The sequence below is a fragment of the Rahnella sp. BCC 1045 genome, assembly GCF_019049615.1.
Taxonomy (GTDB): domain Bacteria; phylum Pseudomonadota; class Gammaproteobacteria; order Enterobacterales; family Enterobacteriaceae; genus Rahnella; species Rahnella contaminans.
Genome location: NZ_JAFMOZ010000089.1, coordinates 17,513 through 27,023, shown reverse-complemented (window position 1 = coordinate 27,023; position 9,511 = coordinate 17,513). Strand labels below are relative to the sequence as shown.

The 9,511-nt window shown below is 49.4% G+C and carries 6 protein-coding genes and 1 pseudogene; all 7 read left to right on the top strand.

Annotated features, from left to right (window positions below; all coding sequences use genetic code 11):
- Positions 1-866: SUMF1/EgtB/PvdO family nonheme iron enzyme (locus tag J1782_RS02855; RefSeq protein WP_217152356.1), on the top strand; the 866-nt coding region annotated here is incomplete at its 5' end.
- Between the two features lie 233 nt (positions 867-1,099).
- Positions 1,100-1,888: pseudogene (locus J1782_RS02850) on the top strand (formylglycine-generating enzyme family protein); the annotation flags it as partial.
- Positions 1,889-1,915: 27 nt separating this feature from the next.
- Positions 1,916-2,896: an SUMF1/EgtB/PvdO family nonheme iron enzyme gene (locus J1782_RS02845; RefSeq protein WP_217152348.1), complete on the top strand. Its 981-nt coding sequence runs from the start codon at positions 1,916-1,918 to the stop codon at positions 2,894-2,896.
- A 167-nt stretch (positions 2,897-3,063) separates the two neighbouring features.
- Positions 3,064-3,330, top strand: coding sequence for a PAAR domain-containing protein (locus J1782_RS02840; RefSeq protein ID WP_217152346.1), 267 nt, complete (start codon positions 3,064-3,066; stop codon positions 3,328-3,330).
- A gap of 3 nt (positions 3,331-3,333) precedes the next feature.
- Positions 3,334-4,494 carry a hypothetical protein gene (locus J1782_RS02835; RefSeq protein ID WP_217152344.1) on the top strand — a complete coding sequence of 387 codons (1,161 nt, stop codon included), beginning with the start codon at positions 3,334-3,336 and terminating at the stop codon, positions 4,492-4,494.
- Positions 4,478-7,888 (top strand): ImcF-related family protein, encoded by a 3,411-nt coding sequence (locus J1782_RS02830; protein ID WP_217152343.1) that lies wholly within the window; start codon positions 4,478-4,480, stop codon positions 7,886-7,888. Before J1782_RS02835 ends, J1782_RS02830 begins: the two co-directional genes overlap by 17 nt.
- On the top strand, positions 7,888-9,489 hold the full coding sequence (gene tssA / locus J1782_RS02825) for a type VI secretion system protein TssA (protein WP_217152341.1): 1,602 nt from the start codon (positions 7,888-7,890) through the stop codon (positions 9,487-9,489). The genes J1782_RS02830 and tssA overlap by 1 nt, the downstream gene beginning before the upstream one ends.
- Positions 9,490-9,511 lie beyond the last annotated feature (22 nt).

Below are 9,511 nucleotides of genomic sequence, written 5' to 3'. Positions count from 1 at the left end.
CCTTTGAAATGGGTGATATTTGTCTTAAAAAATATGGGCAACCTTGTAGCTTTGCCAATGAAGGTGCCAGTTTTCCTGTACACACAGTCACCGTAGATAGTTTTTACATAGCGAAATATAAAGTCACCTACAAAGACTATGACCTCTATACAAGTAATAAAGACTTAGCCAGCTTAAAAATAGATAAAAGTTTACTGAAGTCATATCCAAAGCTTAGAAATAGTAATAATCCAGCTACAGCAAACTGGCAACTGGGCAAGGATTATTGCAAATGGCTTGGTGAGAAAACAGGATTACCATTCGATTTACCGACTGAAGCACAGTGGGAATATGCAGCCCGCAATCGTGGCCAGGACGTTCATTATGGAACTAATGATGGTCATTTTAAGGTAGGTATTAACGCCCCTTCTTACCAGCAGCAAAAAAAATTTTCTGGTTTAGGAGCTGGACTCCTACCAGTTGGCCAATATCCCCCTTCCCCATTAGGGCTATTTGATATGGGGACTAATGGTCAGGAATGGATGCGTGACTGGTACAGTAAAACCTATTATCAGCATAGTGAACAAAATAATCCAACCGGACCTGAAGACGGTACAGAAAAGTCGCTTAGGGGAATGCCTGCAGAAGACAGTCGCTCAGATGATGCTGCGCCGACAGCAACGACTATGTTTAGAATGGGCAAAGAACCACTGTTAAAGGATTTTCCTCCAGACCTGTGGGATAAATATAATGGGGACTTTGAAAAAGCAGCAGCTGCCGATACAGAAAATGACCCTTATAAGATTGCTAAACGTGGTTTCTCCCCTGGAGAAACTTTCCGTTGCGTAATCAACGCGCAGTCATTGCCGGCGAAATATCTTAAATAATTTGAGCAGCTGAAATGACGCAAGGAAGGAATAAATGAACTTCCGGATATTAGTTTTCATTGCCGTATCTGTTTGCCTTTCAGGTTGTGACAAAAGTGATCAGGCCATCACTCAAGTTATGAAGAATATGGTCTTTGTGCAAGGTGGCACCTTTGAAATGGGTGATACCTGCCTGAAAAAAATATGGGCAACCTTGCACCTTTGCCAACGAAGGTGCGAGTTTTCCGGTACATACCGTAACGATGGATAGCTTTTATATTGCTAAATATAAAGTGACATACAAAGACTACGATCGATATACGCGTAATACAGGTCTACCTGACTTAAAAATGGATGCTGGTTTTCAAGAAGACTATCCAAAATTAAGAAGCCCAGACTTACCTGCAACGGCAAACTGGCAACTGAGCAGAGATTACTGCCAATGGCTCGGTGATAAAACAGAGTTGCCCTTCAATTTACCTACCGAAGCACAATGGGAATATGCAGCCCGTAATCGGGGTCAGGATGTTCACTACGGAACAAACGATGGACATTTCAGAGTGGGCGTTAATGCTCCGTCTTATGAACAACAAGAAAGTTATTCAGGAGTGGGAGAAGGGCTCTTACCCGTAGGAAAATATCCCGCTACCCCACTAGGATTATTTGATATGGGGACCAATGGCCCTGAATGGATGAGCGATTGGTACAGTAAGACATACTACCAGCATAGCCCACAGCACAATCCAGTAGGGCCAGAAAATGGCACAGAAAAATCGCTTAGAGGAATGCCAACCGAAGATGATAGGGCAGATGACAGTGCTCCTACGGCAACAACAATGTTTCGAATGGGGAGAGAACCGTTATTAAAAGGCATACCGCCGGAATTTGGATCAAAATATAATGAAGACTATTTCAAAGCAAAAGCAGCAGATACAGAGAATGACCCATATAAAATTGCAAAACGAGGATTTATTCCGAATGTAACTTTCCGCTGCGTAATCAACGCGCAGTCATTGCCGATGAAATATCTTAAAAAATTTTAGCAACTGAAATAGTGCAAGGAAGAAAAAATGATCTTCAGGATATCAGTTTTGACAGCCTTATCTGTTTGTCTTTCAGGTTGCAACAAAAGTGATCAGGCCATCACTCAAGTTATGAAGAATATGGTCTTTGTGCAAGGTGGCACTTTTGAAATGGGAGATATATGCCTGAAAGAATACGGGCAGCCTTGCACCTTTGCCAACGAGGGTGCCAGTTTTCCAGTTCATAACATCACACTCGATAGTTATTTTATTGCTAAATATAAAACAACATATAAAGACTACGACCTTTTTACAAAAAACAAGGGGTTGCCTGACCTTAAAATTAAAAAACTATATTCACGTGATTACCCGAAACTAAGGGGCTCTAATAACCCCGCGACTGCCAACTGGCAACTAAGCAGAGATTACTGCCAATGGCTCGGTGATAAAACGGGATTACCTTTCGATTTACCTACTGAAGCACAGTGGGAATATGCTGCCCGTAATCGCGGGCAAGATGTTCATTATGGAACTAATGACGGGCATTTTAAAGTGGGCGTCAATGCCCCTTCTTACCTACAGCAAAAAAATTACTCGGGTTTAGGTGCCGGACTTTTGCCAGTTGGCCAATTTCCTGCCACACCCCTAGGATTATTCGATATGGGGACAAACGGACAGGAGTGGATGCGGGACTGGTACAGTAAAAGCTATTATCAGCATAGCCCGAAAAATAACCCAACAGGGCCCGATGAAGGAACTGAAAAATCGCTCAGGGGAATGCCGCCAGATGACAACAGGGCTGATGATGCGGCACCCACTGCAACAACAATATTTAGGACAGGGAAAGAACCATTACTGAAAGGCGTTCCACCTGGATTGTGGGATAAATATAATGGGAATTTTGATAAAGCAAGAGCAGCTGATACCGAGAATAATCCCTATGAAATTGCGAAGCGAGGATTTTCTCCCGGAATAACTTTCCGTTGCGTCATTAATGCACAGTCATTGCATGACAAATACCTTCATTAATATCATTTTTTCAACTACCACAATTCTCTTTTAGGTACACAATCAATTACAGCAATAAATATTTCCAAGGACAAATCGCGTACATACTTTGTGGATTTTTCATTCCCTACATAAATCTGACGTCCGCTTCTAAAAACAAACACGACTCACATTTTACTGGAGTACCTATGTCTAAAGGTTTCGTATTACTCGGCGATAAGACAACCCACGGCGGGCAGGTTATATCTGCAACGTCAACAATGCTCGTCAATGGAAAAAAGGTGGCGTTATTGGGTGATAAAATAAGTTGCCCTATACCATTCCATGGTATCAACGCCATTATCGAAGGGTCTCCGGAATGGATGTCTGATGGCAAGGCAATTGTTGTTAATGGTTGTCGGTGTCAGTGTGGATGCCAGGTCATCTCCAGCTCACCTGATTGCGCTATAGGATAAAATATGGTTTGGGAACGTAAGAAAAATATTATCCCGGATCCCCCTAAGCCTCTTTTGATAAAGAGTTGGTTTTTGGCGGCTATTTTTTCCATCGTCTTCAGCATATTGTTATTTGTACTGCATGCATCAGAAAAACTTTATTTTCTGCAACAGATAAATATTTGGGTCATAACCAGTGTACCAATCGTCTTCTGGGTAATTTCTTTATGCCTATGTAGCTTTTTATATGGACGGGCTTTAAACGAAAACCAATTTTTGAATGCAGAATCACAAAATGCTCAGAAGCAATGGCAAAACTGGGCGGAGCGTTATATCGCCGTCATTGCACACACGATTTTACTGCCGGATAAAATAACATCTTCATTTATAGCTAATGTCCCTAAAAATTTCCCACCGCAATACTCTCTGACAAGGCGTATTTGTTATCTGCCTGATCAAGATGAAATATCAGTTTTACTCCAAAGCATCGCCCCTGCGCTGGAGGTGCTGCCGCCAGAACTTAAGCTGAATATCACTCTTTTAACTGACGCCACAGAGAAGATTCAGCAGCAGCAACTTCAGGCGTTTGCGGCGAGTTGGAGATCCCTGTTGAAAGAACGCCCTGCCCCCGAGAACATCAATGTCAGGACATCATTATCCTACGGCACTCTCGATGACAGATTAAAAGAGGGGGGGGAATCAGCAGACCTGTTGGTAATTTTGCAGCAGCACGGCAAGGAGACGTATTCCGACGGGCTGGGTATTTTTCTCCTGACGACCGATGACGTGGCTCAAAAGTACCTGTTGTCGTTAAAAGGGCGCCTCTTACGACCCATGACTACAGAAGCCAAATCCATTCAGCCAGATTTATCGCTGTTTATGGAGACACAAGTGTTGTCGCAAAAAGCATTAGGGCTCATCGGAGACAGTGTGGAGTTGACCAACCTCACCTCACAGCTTCTCCCCGTGGCGGAAACCTTTGGCACACCACTTACAACGGATACTATTTTGGTTCAGGAACGGTTTACCGGTATCCCTGGTCCTTCCTCTGCCTGGCTGACCGCCGGGCTAGGGCTTGATTTAGCCCTTCATTACTCATCACCTTATCTGGTGTTCGCACGTACAGAGCAACACTGGTTTATCAGTACAGTTTTATCAGGGAGTCATAATGAGATTGTTCAGTAACCCTTGGCGATTAGGCAGCGGAGCTGCCTTGTTGGTCACAATCGCCTGCGCAATAGGCTGGCTTATTTGGCACTATGGTAACCACATTGGCCTGGATAGCCGTGCGCAGAAAATCACGGTGGGTTTACTGGCTGTCCTCGTTATTATAGTGCTCCGGATTGCACCTCAGTTTGTTAGTTTTATTCGTCAGAAAAAGCACCAACAAAAGGGACGAGAAGCGCAGGAATATCCTGAGCAAGAAGCAAGGGTTGAACAAACCCCACCGCGCCATGTCACCGTGACTGAAATCCGTCAGGCATTGCGCCAAACTTATGGCCGCTTCTGGTTCCGTAAAGTCCGTATTTTACTGCTCACTGGTAGTGCGGCTGATGTGGAGCTACTCACTCCCGGCCTGACGTCACAGTACTGGCAGGAAGACAGCGGCACCGTATTGCTGTGGGGCGGTGATTTAGGTGCACAGGCAGATTCAGCGTGGCTCAGCGCGTTGCGGAGTATCCGCCGCCGTCCGCTGGATGGCGTAGTCTGGGTGACCTCTGCGCTGGCACGAACTACAACTGTCGGTGTGCCTGAAAACAAAAATACGTTATCTGCGGATATGATGGACAGCGTTGCAAAAGCCTTCTCAGCCCGCTTCGAACTTCTGGGCTGGCGGTTGCCGCTGTACGTATGGTCACTGTATTCCAGCAAAGATCAGGACGACCGCATCACGCAACCCGTGGGGTGTTTGCTCCCTGCCGGATGCAAGCCCGATGAATTAAGCACTCAGCTTGCGGGGCTGATCCCTGTCCTGATTGAACAAGGTACGCAGCAGGTTGGCGCAAAAATCAGTCATTCCTTTTTATTGCAACTGGCAGACCAGTTAGCACATCTGCCGGAGTCAATCGCCGGGCCGCTGGCCGCACTGTTAAATCCGTACCGCCCTTCTCCGCTGACCGGTGTGATGTTCAGCCCTGCGTCAGTCGATGCGAAGCGTTCGGTGAAACACCATTGGGCGAAGGATAACCGCTGGGATTTGTTGATTGGCTCATTGCTTTCACTGCCTGCGGGTCTTGCCCCAAAAAAACTGGGATTTGCCTGGGGTAGATTGCTGGCGATAGTCACAACCGGCGCGATGGTGTTATGGGGGGCCGGAATGGTGATGGCTTTTATGGTCAATCGCAACACCATCAATACCAGTGAATCACAAGTGAAACTGGCGGCAAATACAGAGCAACCTCTTCCTGCACGCCTTCAGTCTCAGCTTGATTTACAACATACGCTGGACAGACTCCAGTTCCGCCAAATCAACGGTACGCCCTGGTATAACCGCTTTGGTATGAGCCAGAATGATACGTTACTGGCAGCACTCTGGCCGCACTACGGCGCAAGCGCTCTGCCTTTGCTGCGCGATGCCACCGCGCAGCATCTCTCGGCGCAGCTTGAGACCCTGACACAGCTTCCACCAAATTCCCCGCTGCGCGAAAAACTGATGCGCCCGGCTTATGACCAGTTGAAAATGTATCTGATGCTGGTACGCCCCGAAAAAATGGATGCTGCATGGTTTAGCAAAACGTTGCTGAGCGACTGGCCGCAACGTACCGGCGTACCCGATGGCGTCTGGCAAGGCAACGGGCCCGCCCTGCTCAATTTTTATGCCCGTAATCTTCCCCGACATCCCAGCTGGCGTCTGACGCCCGATGAAAATTTGGTTAATCAGGCGCGCACCCTTCTGATCCGCATGATGGGCGCGCGCAACAGCGAATCGTCGCTTTATCAGAAGATGCTGAGTCAGGTTGCGCATCAGTATGCCGACATGAGCCTGTCAGATATGACCGGCGACACCGATTCATCACGTATTTTCACCACCGAAGAAGTTGTGCCGGGTATGTTCACCCGCAAAGCCTGGGAAGAATCGGTAAAACCGGCAATTGAAAAAGTGGTCAGTGACCGCCGTGAAGAAATGGACTGGGTTCTGAGTGACAGCAAAACGGCTGTGCTGGAGCAGAACTCTCCGGAAGCTCTGCAGGCGCGGTTGAAAGAACGTTACTTCGCAGATTTCTCTTCCAGCTGGCTGGACTTCCTGAACAGTCTGCACTGGCAACCGGCGCAAACATTATCAGACGCTATCGATCAACTGACCCTGATGGCGGACGTGCGTCAGTCACCGCTGGTGGCGTTAATGAATACCCTGAGCATTCAGGGCAAAACCGGGCAAACCAATGAGGCGCTCTCAGACTCACTGGTGAAATCGGCCAAAAATCTGTTAAACCGCGATGAACAACCGGTTATCGATCAGCAGGCTGGTGCGCGTGGGCCACTTGATGCGACTTTCGGCCCGGTGATTGCCCTGACAGACAGTAAGTCAGGTGGGAATACCACTCTGAGTCTGCAAACTTTCCTGACCCGTGTCACGCAGGTTCGCCTTAAACTCCAGCAGGTCGTTAATGCCGCCGACCCGCAGGCTATGACGCAAACCCTCGCGCAGACCGTATTCCAGGGCAAAGCCGTGGATCTGACTGAAACACGTGATTACGGCAGTCTGGTGGCGGCAAGTCTGGGTCAGGAATGGAGTGGGTTCGGACAAACGATATTTGTTCAACCCATGGAACAGGCGTGGCAACAGGTTCTGGCACCGGCCGCTGAGAGCCTGAACGCACAATGGCAGACGGCGATTGTCAATGACTGGAACAGTGCATTTGGAAGTCGCTACCCGTTAAAAGATACCGGCAGTGAAGTCTCACTGCCGCTGATGGCACGCTACCTCAACAACGACAGCGGGCGCATTGCCCTCTTCCTGCAAACCCGCCTGAACGGTGTTCTGCATAAAGAAGGAAGTCATTGGGTTCCGGACAGCATCAATGCGCAGGGTCTGAGCTTCAGCCAGACATTCCTGGATGCCATGGATACGCTGAGCTCCCTGTCTGATGTGGTGTTCACCAACGGTGAAGCGGGTATGCACTTTGAGTTGCGTCCCGGCACAGCCAAAGATGTCATGCAAACGGATTTGGTTATCGATAACCAGAAGCTCAGTTATTACAACCAACTGCCCGTATGGAAACGCTTCACCTGGCCAAATGATACCGAAGCGCCGGGCGCCAGTCTGAGCTGGATCAGTACGCAGGCAGGGACACGCCAGTTTGCTGACCTGCCGGGTGCATGGGGGTTAATCCGCCTGCTCGATAAAGCGTCTGTTACGCCATATCAGGGTGTGAGCAGTAGTTTTAACATTACCTGGAAAGCACCCGATGGCAGGCCATTAAATTACACCTTGCGCACCGAAGCCGGAGAAGGCCCGCTGGCCTTGCTGAAACTGCGTAACTTCAAACTGCCTCCACAAATTTTTCAGGTAAAGGCGGTAGCGCTGGCACCGGCTGAAAAACCTTTTGATCCCGACGCAATCGCTGAGGAACAGTAATGGCCACATTAATCACATTGCAAAACGCTTGCTCTGCAAACCCGGAGTCACTGCTTGAGAAGGCACAACAACAGACCGCTCTTTGGGAAAACTGGCTTCAGCCGGTAACCACAGAAATGCCTGCTGGCGAAGACCCCGGCTACGATGATGACTTCCAGCAGATGCGTGAAGAGGTCAATAAACTCTCTGGCGCAGATACCACACTGACCTGTGAACTGGCCGAAAAACTGCTCACGTCGCACTGCAAAGATGTGCGCGTTGCCACTTACTACATCTGGGCACGCCTGCATCGCGACGGCGAAACCGGGCTGGCGGACGCACTCTCCCTGCTGGCCGGGCTGATTATCCGTTTTGGTGAAACCCTGCACCCGCAGCGCGCAAACAGCCGAAAAACGGCACTTGAATGGCTTTCGGGATCGCGCGTTCTGGATAGCTTGTCACTGTTCCCGGAGGTTAACAGCGCTGATTTTTCCCGCATCGTGGGCGCGCTGACACTCATCGAACAGAGGTTAAGCACCTGGGAAGAGTCTTCCAGACCGCAGTTGGGTGCACTATACGCTGCACTGGAAAACCGTCTCGCGCAGTCCGGTGGCTTTGACGCCGTTGTCCCGCAAAACAGCACTTCGGCAAGCTATCCGGCGGGAAACACGTCAGCAGACTCACCCACGCTTAAACCTGTCTCTTCCGGACGCGATTTACTTGAACAGGCCAAACTTCTGGCGAAATATCTGCGCGACCAGCCAGACGGCTGGCTCTCAGGCCATCACCTGATGAAAAGCATTCGTCTGGATACGTTGCATGAATTGCCACCGCTGGCTGCCGATTCGCGCACCCGACTCGCTCCGCCAAAACCGGAAAACCGTGCGCTGCTCAAACGTCTTTATCTGCAACAAAGCTGGCTGGAGTTGTTAGAACAAGCCGACAGCCTTTTCTCACAGGGCGTGAACCATCTCTGGCTGGATTTACAGTGGTATACCCATCAGGCGTTGCTGAAAGCCGGCGCGCCTTATGAACGCTGGGCAGACATTATTCAACAGGACCTGAACGGCTTGTTAACCCGACTACCGGGCCTCGAAGGGCTGGCTTTCAGCGACGGCACTCCATTCGCCGATGAAGTCACGCTGAACTGGATCCACCAGCAGGTGATGACCTCGTCTGAAAGCTGGAGTAACGAACCTTCAGCTTCTGCCAATGCAGCAGGTGATGACGACATTCTGCAACTGGAGCCGGAAGCACTGGCTCAGGCCGACAGCGATGGGATCGAAGCGGCACTGAACTGGCTGCAAAACCGCCCCGGCACCCGAACACCACGTCATCAATGGCTAATCCGCCTGTTGATGGCACGCGTCGCCGAACAGTACGGCAAGAACGATATGGCGCTGCATCTTCTCGGTGAACTGGATGGCAACGGGGCCCTGCTGACGCTCGCGCAATGGGAACCCGAACTGCTGTTTGAAGTGAAAGCCCGCCGTCTGAAACTGCTGCGCATGAAAGCCAGCCGCGCGGATACAGATAAACCTCGTTTATACGGTGAAATGGAAAGTTTACTCGCCGGACTTATCGCCCTCGACCCGGCACGTGCTGCGGTGTTGTGCGGTTAAATCATACATAAGGACATGCCCG